At 70.3% G+C, this 21,738-nt stretch carries 19 protein-coding genes; 16 read left to right on the top strand and 3 right to left on the bottom strand.

The features are described 5' to 3' along the window. Window positions 1-42 precede the first annotated feature (42 nt). The gene (locus tag ACWGSK_RS19840) at window positions 43-1,311 is read left to right on the top strand and encodes a M20 family metallo-hydrolase (protein WP_452456406.1); all 1,269 of its coding nucleotides are present in this window, start codon (window positions 43-45) and stop codon (window positions 1,309-1,311) included. A gap of 59 nt (window positions 1,312-1,370) precedes the next feature. On the opposite strand, the gene ACWGSK_RS19835 is transcribed toward ACWGSK_RS19840, so the two are convergent. Beyond that, a complete protein-coding gene (locus tag ACWGSK_RS19835) occupies window positions 1,371-2,705 on the bottom strand; it encodes an MFS transporter (RefSeq protein ID WP_358505095.1) in 1,335 nt (444 codons plus the stop codon). A gap of 77 nt (window positions 2,706-2,782) precedes the next feature. Then, window positions 2,783-4,435 carry an amidohydrolase gene (locus tag ACWGSK_RS19830; RefSeq protein ID WP_452456405.1) on the bottom strand — a complete coding sequence of 551 codons (1,653 nt, stop codon included), beginning with the start codon at window positions 4,433-4,435 and terminating at the stop codon, window positions 2,783-2,785. 230 nt (window positions 4,436-4,665) lie between these two features. Between ACWGSK_RS19830 and ACWGSK_RS19825 the strand changes: the two genes are divergently transcribed. After that, window positions 4,666-6,090, top strand: coding sequence for a serine hydrolase domain-containing protein (locus tag ACWGSK_RS19825; protein WP_452456404.1), 1,425 nt, complete (start codon window positions 4,666-4,668; stop codon window positions 6,088-6,090). 38 nt (window positions 6,091-6,128) lie between these two features. On the opposite strand, the gene paaK is transcribed toward ACWGSK_RS19825, so the two are convergent. After that, complete coding sequence (paaK, locus tag ACWGSK_RS19820; protein ID WP_452456403.1) at window positions 6,129-7,487, bottom strand: phenylacetate--CoA ligase PaaK; 1,359 nt, start codon at window positions 7,485-7,487, stop codon at window positions 6,129-6,131. Window positions 7,488-7,731: 244 nt separating this feature from the next. On the opposite strand from paaK, the gene ACWGSK_RS19815 reads away from it, so the two are divergent. From ACWGSK_RS19815 to ACWGSK_RS19750, 14 genes are all read left to right on the top strand, one after another. Further along, the gene (locus ACWGSK_RS19815; protein ID WP_358505083.1) at window positions 7,732-8,967 is read left to right on the top strand and encodes a thiolase family protein; all 1,236 of its coding nucleotides are present in this window, start codon (window positions 7,732-7,734) and stop codon (window positions 8,965-8,967) included. Beyond that, window positions 8,964-9,716: an enoyl-CoA hydratase/isomerase family protein gene (locus ACWGSK_RS19810; protein WP_358505078.1), complete on the top strand. Its 753-nt coding sequence runs from the start codon at window positions 8,964-8,966 to the stop codon at window positions 9,714-9,716. The genes ACWGSK_RS19815 and ACWGSK_RS19810 overlap by 4 nt, the downstream gene beginning before the upstream one ends. Further along, window positions 9,713-10,597, top strand: a complete 885-nt coding sequence (locus tag ACWGSK_RS19805; RefSeq protein ID WP_358505075.1) for a 3-hydroxyacyl-CoA dehydrogenase family protein — start codon at window positions 9,713-9,715, stop codon at window positions 10,595-10,597. Before ACWGSK_RS19810 ends, ACWGSK_RS19805 begins: the two co-directional genes overlap by 4 nt. After that, window positions 10,594-11,385 (top strand): enoyl-CoA hydratase/isomerase family protein, encoded by a 792-nt coding sequence (locus ACWGSK_RS19800; protein WP_358505072.1) that lies wholly within the window; start codon window positions 10,594-10,596, stop codon window positions 11,383-11,385. Before ACWGSK_RS19805 ends, ACWGSK_RS19800 begins: the two co-directional genes overlap by 4 nt. A 112-nt stretch (window positions 11,386-11,497) precedes the next feature. Further along, complete coding sequence (gene paaA / locus ACWGSK_RS19795) at window positions 11,498-12,472, top strand: 1,2-phenylacetyl-CoA epoxidase subunit PaaA (protein WP_358505069.1); 975 nt, start codon at window positions 11,498-11,500, stop codon at window positions 12,470-12,472. Then, on the top strand, window positions 12,469-12,780 hold the full coding sequence (gene paaB / locus ACWGSK_RS19790; RefSeq protein WP_358505066.1) for a 1,2-phenylacetyl-CoA epoxidase subunit PaaB: 312 nt from the start codon (window positions 12,469-12,471) through the stop codon (window positions 12,778-12,780). Before paaA ends, paaB begins: the two co-directional genes overlap by 4 nt. Before the next feature lie 40 nt (window positions 12,781-12,820). Further along, on the top strand, window positions 12,821-13,699 hold the full coding sequence (gene paaC / locus ACWGSK_RS19785) for a 1,2-phenylacetyl-CoA epoxidase subunit PaaC (RefSeq protein WP_358505063.1): 879 nt from the start codon (window positions 12,821-12,823) through the stop codon (window positions 13,697-13,699). Next, window positions 13,693-14,217, top strand: coding sequence for a 1,2-phenylacetyl-CoA epoxidase subunit PaaD (gene paaD, locus ACWGSK_RS19780; RefSeq protein WP_452456402.1), 525 nt, complete (start codon window positions 13,693-13,695; stop codon window positions 14,215-14,217). The genes paaC and paaD overlap by 7 nt, the downstream gene beginning before the upstream one ends. 2 nt (window positions 14,218-14,219) lie before the next feature. After that, on the top strand, window positions 14,220-15,323 hold the full coding sequence (paaE, locus tag ACWGSK_RS19775; RefSeq protein WP_452456401.1) for a 1,2-phenylacetyl-CoA epoxidase subunit PaaE: 1,104 nt from the start codon (window positions 14,220-14,222) through the stop codon (window positions 15,321-15,323). Further along, a complete protein-coding gene (paaI, locus tag ACWGSK_RS19770) occupies window positions 15,320-15,745 on the top strand; it encodes a hydroxyphenylacetyl-CoA thioesterase PaaI (RefSeq protein ID WP_452456400.1) in 426 nt (141 codons plus the stop codon). Before paaE ends, paaI begins: the two co-directional genes overlap by 4 nt. Before the next feature lie 202 nt (window positions 15,746-15,947). After that, window positions 15,948-17,111, top strand: a complete 1,164-nt coding sequence (gene rhaI / locus ACWGSK_RS19765) for an L-rhamnose isomerase (RefSeq protein WP_452456399.1) — start codon at window positions 15,948-15,950, stop codon at window positions 17,109-17,111. After that, window positions 17,099-19,204 (top strand): bifunctional aldolase/short-chain dehydrogenase, encoded by a 2,106-nt coding sequence (locus ACWGSK_RS19760; RefSeq protein WP_358505049.1) that lies wholly within the window; start codon window positions 17,099-17,101, stop codon window positions 19,202-19,204. The genes rhaI and ACWGSK_RS19760 overlap by 13 nt, the downstream gene beginning before the upstream one ends. A 5-nt stretch (window positions 19,205-19,209) precedes the next feature. Continuing rightward, entirely contained in the window at window positions 19,210-20,664 is a 1,455-nt protein-coding gene (locus ACWGSK_RS19755; RefSeq protein ID WP_358505418.1) for a rhamnulokinase, read from the top strand. Window positions 20,665-20,884: 220 nt separating this feature from the next. Then, window positions 20,885-21,511, top strand: coding sequence for a mycothiol-dependent nitroreductase Rv2466c family protein (locus ACWGSK_RS19750; RefSeq protein ID WP_358505046.1), 627 nt, complete (start codon window positions 20,885-20,887; stop codon window positions 21,509-21,511). Window positions 21,512-21,738 lie beyond the last annotated feature (227 nt).

The following is a 21,738-nucleotide window of genomic DNA, read 5'->3' as shown; positions in this document are numbered from 1 at the left end:
CGAGTTCGGGGCGCATCACGTCTCACCCGGGAGGTTCACCCCTTGAACAGCGACGACACCCGTTTTCTGGCGGATTTCGAGGCCATGAGCGCCTTTGGGGCCACCCCTTCGGGCGGGGTGGACCGGCAGGCGGCCACCGAACCCGACATCGCCCAGCGCCGGTGGCTGTCGGAGCTGCTGACCGGACACGGGATGCGGGTGGTCCACGATCGTGTGGGCAACCAGTTCGGGTTGGTGGAACGGGTTCCGGGCGCGCCCTACGTGGTGGTCGGCTCCCACATGGACTCCCAGCCCACGGCGGGGCGCTTCGATGGGGCCTACGGTGTCCTGGCCGCGGTGCACGCCGTGGCCCGTGCGGCCCGTGACGACGCGGCCGAGGGAGTGGACCCGGTCTACAACCTGGCGGTGGTCAACTGGTTCAACGAGGAGGGTTCCCGATTCGCCCCGTCCATGATGGGCAGTGCCGTGTACACCGGCAGGATGCCGTTGGAGACGGCGTTGGCGGTGCGGGACCGGGCCGGGGTGTCGGTGGCCGAGGCCCTGGCCGACACCGGTCTCCTCGGCAAGGACGACGGCCCCGAGGCGGCGTTCTGCGCCGAGATCCACGTCGAGCAGGGAAGGGTGTTGGAGGACTCCGGGACCACGATCGGGCTGGTGGCGGCCTGCTGGGCGGCTCGTAAGTATCGGATCGTGGTGCGTGGGGAGCAGGCGCACTCGGGCGCGGCCGTGATGGGCGACCGTCGGGACGCGTTGTTGGGCGCCTCGATGCTGGTGGTGGCCGCCCGTGAGTTGGCCGACCGTTTCCCCGGCGCGCTGCACACGGCCGTGGGCAGCATGGACGTGTATCCGAACTCGCCGGTGGTGGTGGCCTCGCGCGCCGAGTTGCTGCTGGACCTGCGCTCGGAGGACGAGGGGGTGCTGGCCGAGGCCGACCGATTGCTGCGCGAGCGGGTCGCGGCGGTGGAGGAGACGGCGTCGGTGTCGGTGGAACTGGAGTTGTCCCACGCCTGGGGGATCGACCCCTACCAGCCCGAGGGGGTGGAGCTGGCCAGGGGCGGCGCGCGTCGTCTGGGGTTGAGCCATCGCGAGGTCAGGACGGTGGCCGGACACGACTCGATCAACATGAAGGCGCGGGTGCCCACGGTGATGCTCTTCGTGCCGTCGGTGGAGGGGGTCTCCCACAATGAGGGCGAGTACACCGAGGACGCGGACCTGGTGGCCGGGACGGCGATGCTGACCGAGGTGGTGCGTCGCCTGGGCGTGGGTGGGCTGACCTCCACGGGTACCTACGACCCCGCGGCGTCGAACTGAGAGCGGGTGGGCCCCGGCCGGAGCGTTTCCGGTCGGGGCCCACGCGTGTGCGGTCGGGGTCAGCGCACCACGACCTCGTCGCGAACCCGCAGCCGTTCGCCGTACAACCCACCGAACGCGGTGACCAGGGCGATGCCCGCCAGCAGCAGGGCCGCCACCCAGGAACCACCGCCCGCGTTGTTCAGCAACGCGGTGGCGATGAAGGGCAGGAAGCCGCTGAGCGCTCCGGCGAGGTTGTAGGCCAGGGACACCCCGCTGTAGCGCAGCCTGGCGGGGAACAGTTCGGTGAGCAGGGCTCCGGAGACCGCGTAGGCGATGGACAACACGGCCACCCCGGTGGCCACGGCCAGCACGACCAGGACGGGGGAGCGTGTGTCGATCAGCCAGAACACCGGGAAGGCGATGAGGGCCGTGGCCAGGCCGCCCCACATGGTCACCCGGCCCGGGCCCATCCGTTCGGCCAGGCGACCGAAGACGAGGATGACGGCGATCTGGGCGAGGGCGGCGATCAGGGTGGCGTTGACCATGAGCTGACGCGGCAGCCCGAGCGTGTCGGTGCCGTAGCTGATCGCGAAGGTGGTCATCACGTAGAAGCCGCCCACGCCGAGCATGGCCGAGGCGATGGCGATCAGCAGCCGGCCCCAGGCCTGGCGGAACACGTCCAGGGCCGGAACCTTGGAGCGTTCCTGCTGTTGTTCCATCTCCTCGAAGACGGGGGACTCCTCCACCTTGCGGCGGATGTAGACGGCGACCAGCAGCAGGGGGAAGGCGGCCAGGAAGGGCAGGCGCCAGCCCCAGGAGTCGAACTGGTCGGGCGGCATCATCAGGACCAGGGCGAAGGCGCCGGAGGAGAGCAGGGTGCCCACGGGGGAGCCGATCTGCGGCAGGGCGGCGTAGCGTCCGCGCTTCTCGGGCGGGGCGTGTTCGACGGCGATGGTGACCGCGCCGCCCCATTCGCCGCCCACCGCGACGCCCTGGATCAGCCGGAGCAGGGCCAACAACAGGGGTGCGGCGATACCGATGGAGGCGTAGTCGGGGAGTACGCCGATGAGTCCGGTGGCCGTGCCGATGGCCACGACCGTGAGCAGTAGGGCGGGTTTGCGGCCGATGCGGTCGCCCATCCAGCCGAACAGGACGGCGCCCAGGGGGCGGGCGACGAAGCCGACACCGAAGGTGGCGAAGGCCGCCAGGGTGGCCGCGGTCGCGTTCAACGTCGTGAAGTACAGACGGTTGAAGACCAGGGCGGCGGCGGTGCCGAAGAGGAAGTAGTCGTACCACTCCAGGGCGGTGCCGACGAAGGCGGCGAAGGCGATCTTGCCCGCTTCGCGTTCCTTGACCACCGCCGAGCCGGTCGGCTCCGGTTCCTGGGCGGCCCCTGAATCGAGGTCACGCATGGGTGGGATTCTCTCCAATCGGAAGGTCCGCGCCCGGGACGGGGCGCGGTCGTTCGAAGTACGGGATCGTGCGACCGTCAGTGGCCGTGGTTCGCGGTGTGACGGTCGGGCGGGCCGAGGATGTCGGCGCCGTGGACGGGGCGGCCGTCGACCAGGGTCGCGAGGACGTCGATCGAGCCGATGCCCTGGTCGGCGGTCTCGACCGGGTCGCGGTCCAACATGACCAGGTCGGCGAGTCGGCCGGGGGCGAGGCTGCCACGACGGTGTTCGTCGTGGCTCGCCCAGGCGGCGTCCAGGGTGTAGGCGCGCAGGGCCTGTTCGGGGGTGACTCGTTCGTCGGGGGCCAGGACGGCGCCCCCGGAGGTGGTGCGTTCGACCATCGATTCCATGCCCAGGAGCGGGGCGCCGGGGGCGACGGGGCGGTCGGAGCTGCCCGGGACGCGGATGCCATGGTCGAGGAAGGAGCGGTGGCGGTAGAGCCAGGGGACCCGGTCCGGGCCCAGGGACGTGGCCATGGCGTCGCCGACGCTGTGCAGGAAGCGGGGTTGGGGCACGGGGACCACACCCAGCGCGGCCATGCGGGGGAGCTGGTCGGGGCGTACGATCCCGGCGTGCTCGACGCGGTGACGTACGTCGGGGCGCGGGTGGCGGCGTTGCGCCTCCTCGAAGGCGTCCAGGGCCAGATCGATGGCGTCGTCGCCGATGGCGTGGGCGGCCACCCGCCAGCCGGAGCGGTGGGCGGCCACGACCAGGTCGTGCATCTGTTCGGGCGGGTTCTGGTAGACGCCGTGACCGTGTCCGCACAGGGGTTCGGTGACGGCGGCGGTGCGGCCGATGAGGGAGCCGTCCAGCCAGATCTTCATGGGTCCCAGGCGCAACCGGTCGTCACCGAAGCCGGTGCGCAGACCCAGGTCGATGCCGGTGGTGACGGCGTCGTCGGGGTGGGCGGCCAGGGGGTGGAGGTTGTCGGCGGCGACCATGAGCTCCACACGGGGCAGCAGGATCCCCAGGTCGCGGGCGCGCTGGTAGGCGGCGGCCTCCACGGGGGAGCGGCCGACGAGTCCGTGGCCGATGCCTGCTTCGACGACGTGGGTGAGGCCCTCGGCCGCGTAGACGCGGGAGGCCCGGCCCAGGGCGTCGGCGAGTTCGTCGACGGGGTAGGGCATCACCAGGGCGGTGACCAGTTCCTGCGCACGTTCTTGGAGTAGTCCGGTGGCGGTGCCGTGGGCGTCGCGGACGATGACGCCGCCCTCGGGGTCTGGTGCGTTCTCGGCACCGGCCAGGCGCAGGACGGCGCTGTTGACCGTGCACATGTGGCCGGAGCGGTGTTTGAGCCAGACGGGACGTCCCTGCGCGGCCCGGTCCAGGGCGTGGCGGTCGGGGTGGGCGCCGAGCACGGTGTCGTCGTAGCCGGAGCCGACGATCCAGTCGTCCTCGCCCAGGGTAGGGGCCTTCGCGGCGACGGCGTCGTAGAGCTCGTCCAGGGTCGCGGCGTTCTCCAGGGGGAGTTCGCCCAGGGACTGTCCGAACCAGGCCATGTGGTTGTGGGCGTCGGAGAAACCGGGGACGAGCGTGGCGCCTTGGCAGTCGACCTCGGTGCGGGCGGGCAGCTCGGCGACGTCGTCGTCGAGGCCGAGGATACGGCCGCCGACGATGCCCACGGTGGTGGCGCGGGGGTGGGTGTCGTCGAGGGTGCGCACACGCGCGTGGGTGAGCTTGAGGTCGAGCATGCGGGCAGGGCTCCAGATGGGGTGCGTTCGGGCTTCCCTCCAGGTTGCAGGGTGTGTGACCTCGGGCTCAATGACGATTCACCCTGGATCCGAGGTCCGGTGATGGGCAGATGCACAATCGGGCCTCGGTCGGTGGTGCGGGCCCGGACCCTTGTCGGGCGGGGTGGCGGGTTCTATCGTGACGGCGGACCTTCGCACGGGATTCTTCGACAAAGGGACAGGGGAGCGGGTTGACCACGCACACGCACCGACCCATCGACATCGACCACTGGCGGGAACGGCTGGCGGCGCTGGCCGAACGGCACGGCGTGCCCGGAGCCCAACTCGGCATCCTGCGCCTGGGCGCCGATGGTGACGACGAGGTGGTCGAGGTCGCGCACGGTGTGCTCAACGTCGGGACGGGGCACGCCGTCGACACCGGTTCGGTGTTCCAGATCGGGTCGATCACCAAGGTTTGGACGGCCACCGTCGTTTTGGGTCTGGTCGACGAGGGGCTGCTCTCCTTGGAGACCCCGGTGGTCGAGGTGCTGCCCGAGTTCGGTCTGGCCGACCCCGAGCACGCCGCGCGGATCACCGTTCGTCACCTGCTGAACCACACCAGCGGTATCGACGGTGACCTGTTCACCGACACCGGGCGCGGCGACGACGCCCTGGAACGGTACGTGGAGCGGTTGCGCGACTCGGAACCGACCCATCCGCTGGGCGCCACCTTCTCCTACTGCAACTCCGGGTTCCCGCTGTTGGGCCGGATCATCGAGAAGCTCACCGGGCGGGTGTGGGACGAGGCCATGCGTGAGCGTCTGTACACCCCGTTGGGGCTGACCCGGGCCGGGACCCTGCCGGAGGAGGCGGTGCTGCACGGGGCCGCGGTGGGGCACGTCGTGGATCCGACCGGCGCGGTGCCGGTCCCGGTGTGGGGCATCACCCGTTCGATGGGGCCCGCGGGGCTGGTGCACGCCAACGCCGCTGACGTGTTGACCTTCGCCGCGGCGCACCTGCGCGGTGGCCGCACGGCCGGGGGCGAACGGGTGCTCTCGTCGGAGTCGGCCGAGGCCATGACGCGTCACTCGGTGGACCTGCCCGATCCCGACACCCTGGGCGACTCCTGGGGCCTGGGCTGGATCCGCTACGGCTGGGACGGGTACCGGTTGGTGGGGCACGACGGCAACACCATCGGACAGTCGGCGTTCCTGCGCCTGTTCCCGGAGGCCGGCCTGGCGGTGACGTTGCTGACCAATGGCGGCCAGGCCCGTGACCTGTATCAGGAGCTGTACGCGGAGGTGTTCGAGGAGGTGGCGCGGGTGCGGATCCGTCCGGCGCCCGTCCCCGCGGTCGAACCCGGACCCGTGGCGGACGCCGAGGACCTGCCGCTGCTGGGGGCCTATCGCAACGCCGTGCAGCGACTGGAGGTGCGCGGCACCGGTGAACGGCTCGTGCTGCGCGTGGTCGACCTGGGCGGACTGACCGGGATCGCACCCGAGCCGCCCAAGGCCCATCCGTTGGCACCGCTGCGTGAAAACGCTTACCTGTTCCGTCCCGAGGAACAGCGCACCTGGGTCCCCGTCACCTTCTACGCCTTGGAGCCGGGGCACGAGTACGTCCACGTGGGCGGGCGCGCGCTTCCCTTGGTGGAGGGTGAGGGCCTGACCCGGTAGGACGCGTCGTGGGGCCGGGGACCCAGAGGGTCGGGGTGTCAGTCCTGGGGACGCTGGTCGATGATGCGGCGGAACTTGCCCACGGAGCGTTCGATCCGCTCGGGGTCGACGACGTCCACGGTGACGTTGACCCCGACCTTGTCCTTGATGGTGGCGGTGATCTCGCGGGACAGGACCACTCGGCGGTCGGAGGTGCAGTCGGGTGCCGCCTCCACACGCACGGCCATGCGGTCCAGGCGGCCCTCCTTGGTGAGCACCAGCTGGAAGTGCGGCGCCAGACCGTCCAGGCCCAGCACGATCTCCTCGATCTGGGTGGGGAAGACGTTGACCCCGCGCAGGATGATCATGTCGTCGCTGCGGCCGGTGACCTTGTCCATGCGACGCATGGGGCGGGCGGTGCCCGGGCGCAGGGTGGTCAGGTCACGGGTGCGGTAGCGGATGATCGGCATGGCCTGTTTGGTCAGCGAGGTGAAGACCAGTTCGCCGTTCTCACCGTCGGGCAGGACGTCCTGGGTGATGGGGTCCAGGACCTCGGGGTAGAAGTGGTCCTCCCAGACGTGCAGGCCGTCCTTGGTCTCCACGCACTCGTTGGCCACGCCCGGGCCCATGACCTCGGACAGGCCGTAGATGTCCACGGCGTTGATGTCGAAACGGTCCTCGATCTCGCGGCGCATCTTCTCGGTCCAGGGCTCGGCGCCGAAGACACCGATCTTGAGAGAGGTGGAACGCGGGTCGATTCCCTGATTCTCGAACTCGTCCAACAGCGTCAACATGTAGCTGGGGGTGATCATGATGATCTCGGGGCGAAAGTCCTGGATGAGCTGGACCTGCTTGGCGGTCTGGCCACCGGAGGCGGGGATGACGGTGCAACCGAGCCTCTCGGCGCCGTAGTGGGCGCCCAGGCCACCGGTGAACAGGCCATAGCCGTAGGAGACGTGCACCTTGTGCTCGGGGCGTCCGCCGGCGGCGCGGATGGAGCGGGCCACGACCTCGGCCCAGGTGTCGATGTCCTCGCGCGTGTAGCCGACCACTGTGGGTTTGCCGGTGGTGCCGCTGGAGGCGTGGATGCGGCTGATCCGGTCCTGGGGCACGGCGAACATGCCGAAGGGATAGTTGTCGCGCAGGTCGGCCTTGGTGGTGTGGGGGAAGAGGGCGAGGTCCTCCAACGTCCTGAGGTCCTCGGGGTGGACGCCCGCCTCGTCGAACTTGCGCTTGTACAGGGGCACGTTGGTGTAGGCGTGCTCCAGGGTCCAGCGCAGGCGGTCGAGCTGCAAAGCGCGGAGCTCGTCGACGCTCATGCGTTCGGCCGGGTCGAGCGACTCGGGCGCGGGTGCCTGCCCGAGTCGTCGGGGGATCGTGGTGCCGGCCGGCTGCGTGGTGGTGTCCTGGCTTGCCATGGGCCTCTCCGGGTACGGTGCGCGGTGGCCCGCGCAGGCCCAAGGCCTGGGTGGGTGGGCGGTCCGCCGCGCGGTGACGGGTGTGGGTCGGCCCTGTCAAGGGCCGGACCGACTTGCTTACTGACCGAACGGTCGGTTACTAATGCATTTATCCAGTCTCCGACCTGCCGTGTCAAGGAGATGTGTCGATGAGTTCACACCACGCGGTGGCGCACGCCACCGCGCGCAACATGGGAGGCCGTTCGTGAGCGACGTCTACGTGGTCGACGGGGTCCGCACCCCTCAAGGCCGGTACGGGGGCGCCCTCGCCTCAGTCCGTCCCGACGACCTCGCCGCCCGGGTCGTGGCCGAGGTCGTGCGCCGCAGCGGAGTACCCGGCGAGGTCGTCGACGAGGTCATCCTCGGCGCCGCCAACCAGGCGGGCGAGGACAACCGCAACGTGGCGCGCATGGCGACCCTGCTCGCCGGCCTGGACCCCAGCGTGCCCGGCTACACCGTCAACCGGCTGTGCGCCAGCGGCCTGACCGCCGTCTCCTCCGCGGCCCAGGCCATCCGCTCGGGTGAGGCCGACGTGGTGGTCGCCGGCGGCGTGGAGTCGATGACCCGCGCCCCCTGGGTGATGGCCAAGCCCGGCACCCCGTGGGCCAAGCCGGGCGAGGTCGCCGACACCTCCCTGGGTTGGCGCTTCACCAACCCCCGCTTCGCCGAGGCCGACGCCCAGGTGTCCGAGGACGCCTCTCCCGACGAGTTGCGCTACACCCTGTCCATGGGCGAGACCGCCGAGGAGGTCGCGCGTCTGGAGGGGTTGAGCCGCCAGGAGTGCGACGCCTTCGCGCTGCGCAGCCACGAGCGCGCCATCGCCGCGGCCGAGGCAGGGCGCTTCGACGGCGAGATCGTCCCGGTCACCGTGCACGGTCGCAAGGGCGCGACCCACGAGGTCACCGCCGACGAGGGGCCGCGCGCGGGTTCGAACATGGAGAGCCTGGGCAGGCTGCGCCCGGTGTTCCGCCAGGGCGGCATCGTCACCGCGGGCAACTCCTCCTCCCTCTCCGACGGCGCCTCCGCCCTGCTCTTGGCCGGCGCGGACGCGGTGGAGCGGTACGGTCTCACTCCCCGCGCACGTGTGGTCTCCTCGGCCTCGGCCGGCGTCGCACCCCAGGTGATGGGTCTGGGCCCGGTCCCGGCCACCCACAAGGTCCTGGACCGGGCCGGGTGGAAGCTGGACGAGGTCGGCGCGATCGAGCTCAACGAGGCCTTCGCGGCACAGTCGCTGGGGGTGATGCGCCGACTCGGCCTGCAGGAGGACCGTGTCAACGCCGACGGCGGCGCCATCGCGCTGGGCCATCCGCTGGGTTCCTCCGGTGCGCGCATCCTGGTCACCCTGCTCAACCGCATGGAACGCGAGGACGCGCGGCGTGGCCTGGCCACCCTGTGCGTGGGCGTGGGTCAGGGCGCGGCGCTCCTGGTGGAGCGAGTATGAGCGAGAACGACGAGGACTTCGAGACCCTGCTGGTGGAGCGGCGCGAGGACCGCACGGTGGTGGAGTTGCACCGCCCCGAGGCCCGCAACGCCATCAACGGGCGGATGATCGCCGAACTGCACCGGGTGTGCGCCGAACTGGAGGCCGACCCCAAACCCCTGTTGCTGACCGGGCACGGCACGGTCTTCGCGGGCGGCGCCGATATCTCCGAGCTGCGCGAACGCGGCCGCGAGGAGGCCTTGGCCGGGATCAACAGTCGCCTGTTCGAGCGGTTGCACCGACTGCCCGCGCCCACCGTGGCGGCGGTCGACGGTTGGGCGCTGGGCGGCGGCGCGGAACTGTCCTATGCCTGCGACATCCGCGTCGCCACCCCCACCGCGGTGTTCGCCCAACCCGAGCCGGGCCTGGGCATCATCGCGGGCGCCGGCGCGTGCTGGCGGCTCAAGGAACTGGTGGGCGCCTCGGTGGCCAAACAGGTACTGCTGGGCGGTTTCCGGCTGGACGCCGAGGCCGCGCTGCGTCACGGGCTCATCGCGCGGATCGTCCCCTCCGAGGAGTTGCGCGAGAGCGCCCACGCCCTGCTGGACCGTATGGCGGCCTCCTCGCCGATGGCCCTGCGCATGACCAAGATGGTCCTGGACGCCGACGGGGTGCACCCGCTGGCCGACGACCTGACCCAGGCGGTGCTGTTCGAGAGCGCCGACAAACACGAGCGTATGACCGGTTTCCTGGAGAGGAAGAAGCGTTGACCGAGATCACCCCACGGGGCGTACCCGAGATCGTGGCCGTCGTCGGCGGCGGCACCATGGGTGCCGGCATCGTCCAGCAGTTCCTCATGGCCGGCGCCCGCGTGGTGCTGGTCGAGGCCACCGTCGAGGCGGCCGAGGCGGGCCGCGGTCGGGTCGCGGCCGGGCTGGACAAGGCGCGTGAGCGCGGCAAGATCGACCTCGAACCCACCCTCTACCTGGCCCGGATGGACGTGGTCATCGACACCGCCGACATCCCCGCCGAGGCCGGGATCGTCATCGAGGCGGTGCCCGAGAGGCCCGAGCTGAAGATCGCGGTGCTCACCGCCGCCGAGGCGGTAGTGGGCGAGGAGACCGTTCTGGCCTCCAACACCAGTTCGCTATCGGTGACCGAACTGGCCGCGGCGCTCAAGCGTCCGAGCCGATTCCTGGGCACGCACTTCTTCAACCCGGTCCCGGCCTCCAAGCTGGTGGAGATCGTCACCGCGCCCGAGACCGACCCTGCCGTGCTGGATGCGGTGCGCGGCTGGGCCGACGCCCTGGGCAAGACCGAGATCGTGGTGCGCGACGCACCCGGTTTCGCCACCAGCCGTCTGGGCGTCACCCTGGGCCTGGAGGCGATCCGTATGGTCGAGGAGGGCGTGGCCTCGCCCGCCGACATCGACACCGCCATGGAGTTGGGCTACCGCCACCCGATGGGGCCGCTCAAGCTCACCGACCTGGTCGGACTGGACGTGCGGTTGGCCATCGCCGAGTACCTGGCCGCCGAACTGGGGGACCGGTTCACTCCTCCGGAGCTGTTGCGCCGTAAGGTCGCCGAGGGCAGGCTCGGCCGCAAGAGCGGCGAGGGCTTCCACATCTGGGACGAGGGAGACAAGGCGTGAGCGAAGACAGGGCGGCGTGGTTCGAGGAGGCCGACGGGCTGGCCACGATCCGGCTGAACACCCCGGCGCTGACCATTCGGGTCAAGGAGGAGCTGCTGGAGGCGGTGAACCGGGCGGCCGAGTCCACCACCGCGCGCGCGGTGCTGTTCCTGGGGTCGGACAAGGCGTTCTGCGTCGGACAGGACCTTGCCGAGCACGCGCGTCTGCTGGAGGACCCCTCCGGCCCGGGCGCGTTGGACACGGTGCGCGAGCACTACAACCCCATCGTGCTGGGCCTGGAGCGTATCCAGGTACCGCTCGTGGTGGGTATCGGCGGGGCCTGCGTGGGCGCCGGCATGGGGTTCGCGCTGGCCGGTGACGTGCGGGTGGCGGCCCGCCGCGCCAAGTTCGGCACCGCCTTCACCGGGGTCGGTCTGGCCTCGGACTCGGGGTTGGCGACGCGTCTGGTGCGTGCTCTGGGTCAGGCCCGGGCGATGGAACTGATGCTGCTGGGCACCATGATGGTCGCGGACCGAGCCCTGGAACTGGGTCTGGTCACCGAGGTGGTGGACGACCAGGACTGGGAGACGCGCGCCCACGAGGTGGCCCGGAAGCTGGCCTCAGGACCCACCGCCGCGTTCGTGGCGGCCAAGCGCGAGGTGCGTTCGGCGGCCGAGGGCGGCCTCGAAGTGGCGGAGTTGCTGGAGGAGGAGGCGGACCTGCAGAACCAGCTGGGGGAGACCGCCGACCACGTGGGCGCGGTCAACGCGTTCCTGGCCAAGCAGAAGCCCACCTTCACCGGGAAGTAGTCCCCCGCGGGGTGCGCGCCGGTCTTCGTGGCGCGCACCCCTTGCATCGGACCACCACATCCGGCGATACTAATTACTGACCGAACGTTCGGTTATGAATGGGGAATGATCAATGTCGACCACGGCCCAGGAAGCGCCCCCCGGCGCCGACGAGGCTCTCCAGGCGGAATTCGACGCCAGGATCGCGGCCAACCAGCGCGTCGAACCGCGTGACTGGATGCCCGAGGCCTACCGCAAGACCCTCATCCGTCAGGTCTCCCAGCACGCGCATTCGGAGATCATCGGGATGCAGCCCGAGGGCGACTGGATCGCGAGCGCGCCCAGCCTGCGCCGCAAGGCCATCCTGCTGGCCAAGGTCCAGGACGAGGCCGGACACGGCCTGTACCTGTACGCGGCCGCCGAGACCCTCGGCGTGGACCGCGCCGACCTCACCGAGCGCCTGATCGAGGGACGCCAGAAATACTCCTCGATCTTCAACTACCCGGCGCTGAGCTTCGCCGACGTGGGTGTGATCGGCTGGTTGGTGGACGGCGCCGCGATCTGCAACCAGGTCCCGCTGTGCCGCACCTCCTTCGGCCCCTACGCCCGCGCCATGGTGCGCATCTGCAAGGAGGAGTCCTTCCACCAGCGGCAGGGCTACGAACTGCTCATGCGCATGATGGCCGGCACCGAGGGCCAGCGCGCGATGGTCCAAGAGGCCGTGGACCGCTGGTGGTGGCCGTCCCTGATGATGCTCGGCCCGCCCGACGCCGACTCGCCCAACACCCGGCGGTCGCTGGACTGGGGCATCAAGATCGACACCAACGACGACCTGCGCCAGAAGTTCATCGACATGACCGTCCCGCAGGCCGACAAGCTGGGCGTCACCCTGCCCGACCCCGAACTGGCCTGGAACGACGAGCGCGGCCACTACGACTTCGGTGAACCGGACTGGGACGAGTTCAAGCAGGTCATCTCGGGCAACGGCCCCAAGAACGCCGAGCGTGTGGAGCGGCGTCGCGCCGCCCATGACAACGGTGCGTGGGTCCGCGAGGCCGCCACCGCCTACGCCGACAAGCACAAGAGCGTCCGGGAGGTCGCGGCATGAGCAACACCGACGGCACCGGCCCGGCCCGGCCCGAATGGCCCCTGTACGAGGTCTTCGTGCGCGGCAAGCGCGGCCTCAACCACGTCCACGTGGGCTCCCTGCACGCCCCCGACGACGAGATGGCCCTGCACAACGCCCGCAACCTCTACACCCGGCGCAACGAGGGCGTGAGCATCTGGGTGGTGCTCGCCCAGAACATCACCGCCTCCAGCCCGGACGAGAAGGACCCCTACTTCGAGCCCAGCGGTGACAAGGTCTACCGCCACCCGACCTTCTACCCGATCCCCGAGGACGTCCCGCACATCTAGCGCGAACACACGGGGACGAACGAGGTTTCAAAGGAACGACATGAGTGGCGACAACATCTTCACCGGCCTGACCGAGGAACACGACGGCGACGCCCGCTGGGCCTTCGGTACCGGTTTCACCGAGGCGCTCGCGGGTGTGGACACCACCCTTCCCACGGGGGTGGACGGCCATGACCTGGCCCTGTACTGCCAGATGCTCGGCGACGACTCCCTGGTCCAAGCGCAGCGGCTCGTCCACTGGGTGACCGACGCCCCCGAACTGGAGGAGGAGGTGGCCCTGGCCAACATCGCGCTGGACCTGCTGGGTCAGGCCCGTCTGCTGCTGGCCCGCGCCGGCCAGGCCGACGGGACCGGGCGCGACGAGGACGCCTTCGCCTACCACCGGGACCCCGAGGAGTTCCGCAACGTGCACCTGGCCGAGGCCCCGCGGGGTGACTTCGCCCGGTGCGTGACCACGCTGCTCGTGCTCTCCACCTGGCGACTGGCCCTGTTCACCCGGTTGGCCGACAGTGGGGACCCGGTGCTGTCCGCCATCGCCGCCAAGGGCGTCAACGAGGTCGCCTACCACCGCGAGTACGCGGTTTCCTGGGCGCTGCGCCTGGGTGATGGAACCGAGTACTCGCACGAGCGCATGGCCCGAGCGGTCGCCGACGTGTGGCCGCTGACCGGCGAACTCTTCGCCACCCACCCGGTGGAGGCCGCCCTGGCCGACCAAGGGGTGGCGGTGGACCCGGCCACGGTGCGCGAGGAGGTCCACCAGGTCCTGGACCAGGTGCTGACCGCGGCCACGTTGGAGGCGCCCGGGTCCTTCCCCGAGGCCGAGCCGGCCGGGCGCGAGGGCCGGCACACCGACGAACTGGCGCCCCTGCTGACCGAACTCCAGCGGGTGGCCCGCAGGCACCCGGAGGCGACATGGTAGCCACCACATCGCGGACCGAGGAACATCGTCGCCTGTGGGCGGCGGCGGCCGCGGTCACCGACCCCGAACTTCCCATGCTGACCCTGGCCGACCTGGGCATCCTGCGCGAGGTCGAGATCACCGAGGACGGTGCCGCCCAGGTGTGGATCACCCCCACCTACTCGGGCTGTCCGGCCCTGGCCGAGATGCGCGTGGACGTGGACACGGCCGTGCGCGCGGCCGGGTTCGAGCAGGTGCGGGTGCGCACCACGCTCTCCCCGCCCTGGACCACCGACTGGATCACCGGGGAGGGGAGGCGCAAGCTCACCGAGCACGGCATCTCGCCGCCCGGCGGGGCGCCCGAGCGGCCCGCCGGCCCCGTCCCCCTCACCCTGCTGCCCACCCGAACCGTCCCGCGCTGTCCGCTGTGCGGTTCGGCCGAGACCGAGGAACTGTCCCGCTTCGGCGCGACCTCCTGCAAGTCGCTGCACCGTTGCCGTTCCTGCCTCGAACCGTTCGAGCACGTCAAGGAGATCTGACCGTGACCACACCCGTCACCGAGACCGCCCCCGCCGCCGGACGCGGCCGGGCGGCGTTCCACCGGCTGCGCGTGGCCGCCGTCGAGCGCCTGTGCGAGGACGCCGTCGCCGTCACCTTCGACGTCCCCGACCATCTGGCCGAGGTGTTCGCGTTCGCCCCCGGGCAGTCGCTGACCCTGCGTCGTGTGATCGATGGTGTGGAGGAGCGTCGCAGCTACTCGATCTGTGCCCCGGTGGGCGAGGCGCCCCGCGTGGGTGTGCGTCTGGTCGCCGACGGCCTGTTCTCCACCTGGCTGGTCCGCGAGGTGCGCGCGGGCGACGAGATCGAGGTGGGCGCGCCCACGGGCCGCTTCAGCCCCGATTTGACCGAGACCGCCCGGCACGTGCTGGTGGCCGCGGGTTCGGGCATCACCCCGGTGCTGTCCATGGCCGCTTCGCTGCTGCGCCGCACCGGCTCCCACGTCACGTTGTTGTACGGCAACCGCCGCAGCGACACGGTGATGTTCGCCGACGAGCTGGCCGACCTCAAGGACTCCTTCGGACCACGACTGGAACTGGTGCACGTGCTCTCGCGTGAGCCGAGAGAGTCGGAGCTGTTCACCGGGCGTCTGGACGGCGCCAAGCTCGACGCGTTGCTGTCGACCATCATCGCTGCGGACGGTGTCGACCACTGGTGGCTGTGCGGGCCCTACACGATGGTCACCGACGCCCAACGGGTGCTGGCCGAACACGGGGTGGACGGCGAACGCGTCCACCAGGAGCTGTTCTTCGTCGAGGGTGCCGAACCACCGCCCCAGGCCCGACACGAGGACCCCGAGGTCGAGGGACCCGCCAGCGAGGTCACCGTCGTGTTGGACGGCCGGACCACCACGCTGACCCTGCCCCAAGGGGTGCCCGTGCTGGACTCGGCCCAGCGCTACCGTCCCGACGTTCCCTTCGCCTGCAAGGGCGGGGTGTGCGGGACCTGCCGGGTCAAGGTGTGCGGTGGTGAGGTCCAGATGGTGCGCAACTACGCGCTCACCCCCGCCGAGGTGGAGGCCGGGTACGCGCTGGCCTGCCAGTCGCTGCCGGTGACCGACGCCGTGACCGTGGACTTCGACTCATGAGCGGGGCGGAGGCGCCCAGGGGGCGCAACGAGACCGCCTGGCGGATGTTCGAGGCCGACCGTGCCTCAAAGAACCTGGGCATGCGCCTGGTGGAGGCCACCGATGGGCGTGCGGTGGTGGAGATGGTCGTCGGCCCGCTCATGCTCAACGGCTACGACATCGCCCACGGAGGGTTGTTGTTCACCCTGGCCGACACCGCGTTCGCGTGCGCGTGCAACGTGGACGGCGGAGGGGTGACCGTGGCCTCCGGCGCAGACGTCACGTTCGTGGCTCCGGCCCACGAGGGCGACGTGTTGGTGGCCACCGCCGAGGAGCGTGTGGTCTTCGGGCGCAGTGGCGTCTACGACGTGACCGTCCGCCGGGGCGAGGAGATCGTCGCCGAGTTCCGCGGACGCAGCCGCACCCTGGCCGGGCGCGGATAGACAGGTCGCAGGACCGGGAGAGGGCCGGGGCGAGGAGCCCCGGCCCTCTTTTCGGACCGAGGAGTAAAACGTTGTAACCAGGGTGGATAAAGGTGACCGTTGACACCCTTCCAGGTGCCGGGATAGCTTCGTCGATACTTGAATGAAACGATTCAATGATCGCGAGCTCCGCGATCCCACCCCACCGAACGGAGCCCCCATCGTGGTCACACCGGACACCCTCGCCGTCCTGCGCCGCCAGCACATCGAGCTTCCCTCCTGGGCCTTCGGCAACTCCGGGACCCGATTCAAGGTGTTCGCGCAACCCGGGGTGCCCCGCGACCCCTGGGAGAAGATCGCCGACGCCGCCGAAGTGCACCGCCACACCGGGGTCGCCCCCACCGTCGCACTGCACATCCCCTGGGACGAGGTGGACGACTACTCCGCCCTGGCCGCCCACGCCCGCGACCTGGGCACCGCCATCGGCACCATCAACGCCAACGTCTTCCAGGACGACGACTACCGGCTCGGCAGCGTCACCAACCCCGACGCCCGCGTGCGCCGCAAGGCCATCGACCACCTGCTGGAATGCGTCGACGTCATGGACGCCACCGGCTCGCGCGACCTCAAGCTCTGGTTCGCCGACGGCACCAACTACCCCGGCCAGGACGACCTGCGCGCCCGCCAGGACCGTCTCGCCGAGGCGCTGCGCGAGGTCTACGACCGATTGGGCGGCGACCAGCGGATCCTGCTGGAGTACAAGCTCTTCGAACCCGCCTTCTACGCCACCGACGTCCCCGACTGGGGCACCGCCCACGCCCACTGCCTGGAGTTGGGCGAGCGGGCCGTGGTGTGCGTGGACACCGGCCACCACGCCGCGCACACCAACATCGAGTTCATCGTCGCGTTCCTGCTCCGCGCCGGGAAGCTCGGCGCCTTCGACTTCAACTCGCGCTTCTACGCCGACGACGACCTCATGGTCGGCGCCGCCGACCCCTTCCAGCTCTTCCGCATCATGTACGAGGTGGTGCGCGGCGGGGCCCTGGCCGCCGACACCGAGGTCGCGTTCATGCTCGACCAGTGCCACAACATCGAACCCAAGATCGCCGGACAGATCCGCTCGGTGATGAACGTGCAGGAGGCCACCGCCAAGGCCCTGCTCGTGGACGCCGAGGCCCTGGCCGCCGCGCAGGACTCGGGCGACGTGCTGGGCGCCAACGCCGCGTTGATGGACGCCTACAACACCGACGTGCGCCCCCTCCTGGCCGGGCTGCGCGAGGAACAGGGCCTGCACCCCGACCCCATGGCCGCCCACGCCGCCTCCGGGTACGTGGAGCGCGTCGCCGGCGAACGCCAGGGCGGGACCCAGGCCGGATGGGGCGCATGACCGGCCCCGACCGGCCGGCACGACCGACACACCACGACACAGAACAGGGAAACACCGTGTCCGATCCCGTCGTCGCCCAGCTCATCGCACGCAGTAACGCCCTCGGTGCCGACCCGCGTAACACCAACTACGCGGGCGGCAACACCTCCGCCGAGGGCAGCGCCACCGACCCCGTCACCGGCCGACCCGTCGACCTGCTGTGGGTCAAGGGTTCCGGTGGCGACCTGGGAACCCTCACCGAGGACGGTCTGGCCGTCCTGCGCATGGACCGCCTGCGCGCCCTCGTGGACGTCTACCCGGGCGAGGGACGCGAGGACGACATGGTCGCCGCCTTCGACCACTGTCTCTTCGGTAAGGGCGGGGCCGCGCCCTCCATCGACACCGCCATGCACGCCTTGGTGCGCGCCGCGCACGTGGACCACCTGCACCCCGACTCCGGGATCGCGCTCGCCACCGCCGCCGACGGTGAACGACTGACCCGCGAGTGCTTCGGCGACCGCGTGGTGTGGGTGCCCTGGCGCAGGCCCGGCTTCCAACTCGGGCTGGACATCGCCCGCATCGCCGAAGAGAACCCGAACGCCATCGGCGCGATCCTTGGCGGACACGGCATCACCACCTGGGCCGAGACCAGCGAGCAGTGCGAGGCCAACTCCCTGGAGGTCATCCGCACCGCCGAGACCTTCCTCGCCGAACGCGGCCGCCCCGGCCCCTTCGGTCCGGTCCTGGACGAACACCAGGCGCTGCCGCAGACCGAACGCGCCCGGCGCGCCGCCGCCCTGGCCCCGGTGATCCGTGGTCTGGCCTCCACCGACCACCGACAGATCGGCCACTTCACCGACAGCGAGGAGGTCCTGGACTTCCTCGCCCGCGCCGAACACCCCCGACTGGCCGCCCTGGGCACCTCCTGCCCCGACCACTTCCTGCGCACCAAGGTCCGCCCCCTGGTGTTGGACCTGCCGGCCACCGAACCTCTGGAACGGGTCGTCGAGCGTCTGCGCGAACTCCACCGGCAGTACCGAAAGGACTATCGCGCCTACTACGAACGCCACGCCACCGCCGACAGCCCGGCCATGCGCGGCGCCGACCCGGCCATCGTCCTGGTGCCCGGGGTGGGCATGTTCTCCTTCGGCAAGGACGCCAAGACCGCGCGCGTGGCCGGCGAGTTCTACGTCAACGCCATCAACGTGATGCGCGGCGCCGAGGCCGTGTCCACCTACCGGCCCATCGAGGAGTCGGAGAAGTTCCGCATCGAGTACTGGGCACTGGAGGAGGCCAAGCTCAAACGGCTGCCCGCGCCCAAACCCCTGGCCGGCCGGGTCGCCCTGGTCACCGGTGCCGCGAGCGGTATCGGCAAGGCCATCGCCACCCGCCTGGCCGCCGAGGGTGCCTGCGTGGTCGTCTCCGACCTGGACGCCGATCAGGCCGCCGAGGTCGCGGCCGAACTCGGTGGTGCCGACACCGCCGTCGGGGTGGGCTGCGACGTGAGCGACGCCGACGCCGTGGCCGAGGCCTCGCGCGCCGCCGCCCTGGCCTTCGGCGGGGTGGACCTGGTGGTCAACAACGCCGGACTGTCCATCTCCAAGCCGCTGCTGGAGACCACCGAACGCGACTGGGACCTCCAGCACGACGTCATGGCCAAGGGGTCCTTCCTGGTCTCCCGAGAGGCCGCGCGCCTGATGATCGAGCAGGACATGGGCGGCGACATCGTCTACATCGCCTCCAAGAACGCGGTGTTCGCCGGGCCCAAGAACATCGCCTACTCCGCCGTCAAGGCCGACCAGGCCCACCAGGTGCGCCTGCTCGCCGCCGAGCTGGGCGAGCACGCCATCCGGGTCAACGGCGTCAACCCCGACGGTGTGGTGCGCGGCTCGGGCATCTTCGCCGGCGGGTGGGGCGCCCAGCGCGCCAAGGTGTACGGGGTGCCCGAAGAGGAGTTGGGCGCCTTCTACGCCAAGCGCACTCTCCTTGGTCGTGAGGTGCTGCCCGAACACGTGGCCAACGCGGTGTTCGCGCTCACCGCGGGGGAACTGGCGCACACCACCGGCCTGCACGTGCCCGTCGACGGCGGGGTCGCCGCCGCCTTCCTGCGGTGAGCGCGGTGGGACCGCACGCCGCGATCGACCTGGGCGCTTCCAGCGGTCGGGTGATCACCGGCAACCTGCGCGACGGTGCCCTGCGCACCGAGGAGACCGCACGGTTCGCCAACACCCCGGTGGCCGTGGGCGAACGACTGCACTGGGACGTGTTGTCGCTGTACTCCGGAGCCGTCACCGGCCTGGAACAAGCGGCCCGGGACCATGGCCCACTCGCCTCCGTCGGCATCGACTCCTGGGCCGTGGACCACGGCCTGCTCGACGCCGACGGCGCACTGCTGGGCAACCCCGTCCACTACCGGGACCGGCGCACCGACGGTGTGCCCGAGCGGGTGTTCGAGCACCTCCGCGCCGCGGACCTGTACGCCGTCAACGGGCTACAGGTGCAGCCCTTCAACACCGTCTTCCAGCTCGTGGCCGCCGCCGGAAGCGCCCAGCTCGCGGCCGCACGCGACCTGCTACTGATCCCGGACCTGTTCGCCTACTGGCTGACCGGCCAAAAGGTGGCGGAGTCGACCAACGCCTCCACCACCGGGCTGGTGGACGTGAAGGGGCGTCGCTGGGCCGAAGCCTGCCTGAACCTGTTGGAGGATGCCTTCGGGGTTCCCGTGAGGAACCTGCTCCCCGACCTGATCGACCCCGGCCACATCATCGGCCCGGTGAGGGATCGCGGGACGCCGCTGGTCGCGGTGGGCTCCCACGACACCGCCTCCGCCGTGGTGGCCGTACCCGCGCGCACCTCGCGCTTCGCCTACATCTCCTCGGGCACGTGGTCGCTCGTGGGAGTGGAGTCGGACCGTCCGGTGCTCTCCGAAGAGGGGAGGAAGGCCAACTTCACCAACGAACTCGGTGTGGACGGGACCGTGCGCTACCTGCGCAACGTGACCGGGCTGTGGTTGCTTCAGGAGTCCCTGCGCACCTGGCGGGACCAAGGCCTCGACGTGGATCTGGCCGACCTGTTGGAGCGAGCGGCTCGTCTACCGAAGCTGAGGTGCGTGGTGGACGTGGACGACCCCCGGTTCGCGCCACCCGGTGACATGCCGGCCAGGATCGCCGAGTTCGCCACCGAGACCGGCCGGCCCCCTCCCGGCGACCCTGTTCAGGTGGTGCGGTGCGTGCTGGATTCCTTGGCCCTGGCCTACCGTCGGGCCGTGCGACAGGCCGCCGAGTTGTCAGGCCAAGAGGTCGAGGTGGTGCACATCGTCGGGGGAGGGTCGCGGAACACGCTGTTGTGTCGCCTCACCGCCGAGGCCACCGGCCTGCCGGCGATCGCGGGACCGGCGGAGGGCACCGCCGTGGGGAACCTGTTGGTGCAGGCCCGGGCCGTGGGGGCTGTTCAGGGAGGTCTGCCCGAGCTGCGTCAGGTGGTCGTCGACTCCTTTGAAACACGCACCTATCTTCCAGAGGAGGAAAGCTCTCCCTGGGCGAAAGCCCAACGCTTCCTCTGGCCAGGGGAGTAGGTGAGTAGGGGTGATCGAGGGTTTCCCGGCCGTCTTGTGCCGGCCGGGAACCTGGGTGAGTCTTTCGGAGCGACTGCGGAGGTTCGGTGTCTGGTTTGTCTGTTTCTCGACCGGTTGCGGATTCGGGCCGGTGGGCCGGATGAACCCGCAGGTCAACGAGTCCTGCTCCCCGTGCACGCGGGGATGGACCCGGGTATTACCGCCCAGGTAGGAGAACGACATGAGCACCACAACCGCAGGAACGACCGTTACCGATGCCCAGACCGGTTGGGTCGTGGACTTCTGGCTCGATCCCGCCTGCCCGCTCACCCGTCACACCGCACGCTGGATCACCCAGATCGCCGACGAAGTGCCGCTCGAAGTGAACTGGCGTGTCATGAGTCTGTCGATCCTCAACGAACATCGCGACGACGATCCTGAGGGCGATCCCCACGGCTACCTCTGGATCCCCGCACGTGTTGCCGCAGCCGTCCAGACCAGGCACGGACACGAATCGCTCGGTGCCTTCTACGACGCACTCTGGACCAACCCAGATGGCACCGAACGGCAATGGCTCGGTGAACTCGGTGAGGCGCTGCAACGCACCGGTCTGTCTGTCGAACTCGTGAAAGCCGGCACGTCCACCGACTACGATGCCGAGCTACGTGCCTCCCACCGTGACGGCGTCGACCGCATCGACGCTGAAATAGGTACGCCGATCATGGCCATTACAGCGCCAGACGGAGGACAGCGGACATTCTTCGGCCCGGTCCTCGACACAGTCCCCACGATGACCGAGCGGTTTCGCCTGTGGGAAGCACTGCTCCTCTTGACCAAGGTCCCGAGCCTCCGAGAGATCAAGGCATGAGCGAGCCGACCACGGCCTGACGGTCTTCGCTTTGGCAGCAGTTCTGGCAACAACGTTCTGTCCTGTAACGCTTAGCCCGGATGGGCCTGGGGATCAACGGGGCTGTTCTTGGTGCAGATGGGAATTTTTTGCTGGTGGGGCGCCTGGGGTCGAGTTCCTTGGGGTTGTTGGGCGGGGTGGGGGTGGGTTCTCCCTCCTTCCCCGCCGCGTGATTGTTGCCGCCCGCA

It is taken from the genome of Nocardiopsis sp. NPDC055551 (assembly GCF_053619415.1).
This window is presented reverse-complemented; position numbering and strand designations above follow the sequence as displayed.